The 464-nt window shown below is 68.1% G+C and carries 1 protein-coding gene; it reads left to right on the top strand.

The window, feature by feature from the left end; translation table 11 throughout:
- Positions 1-464, top strand: a 464-nt coding sequence (locus tag U4Y91_RS36625; RefSeq protein ID WP_321809133.1) for a methyl-accepting chemotaxis protein, incomplete at both ends; no start/stop codon positions are given.

Raw genomic sequence — 464 nt, 5'->3', positions numbered from 1 at the left:
GCGACGCTCGCGGGCGTGAGCCAGAGCGGCCTCACGCGGATGGGCGAGACCATGCGCAGCGTGATGGACGCGGCCGGTTCGGTGAACGCGAAGCTCGCGATCCTCAACGAGAAGGCGCTGAACATCAACCAGGTCGTCGCGACGATCACCAAGGTGGCCGACCAGACCAACCTGCTGTCGCTGAACGCGGCGATCGAGGCCGAGAAGGCCGGCGAGTACGGCCGCGGCTTCGCGGTCGTCGCGACCGAGATCCGCCGCCTCGCCGACCAGACGGCCGTCGCGACCTACGACATCGAGCAGACCGTGAAGGAGATCCAGTCGGCCGTGTCGGCGGGCGTGATGGGGATGGACAAGTTCTCCGAGGAAGTGCGCCGCGGCATGCTCGACGTGCAGCAGGTCGGCGGGCAGCTGTCGCAGATCATCGCCGAGGTGCAGACGCTCGCGCCGCGCTTCCAGATGGTCAA

The sequence above is a fragment of the Burkholderia sp. BCC1993 genome (genome assembly GCF_905339865.1).
GTDB lineage: Bacteria > Pseudomonadota > Gammaproteobacteria > Burkholderiales > Burkholderiaceae > Burkholderia.
Note: the sequence above shows the minus strand (reverse complement) of the source record. Positions and strands in the feature narration are given on the sequence as shown.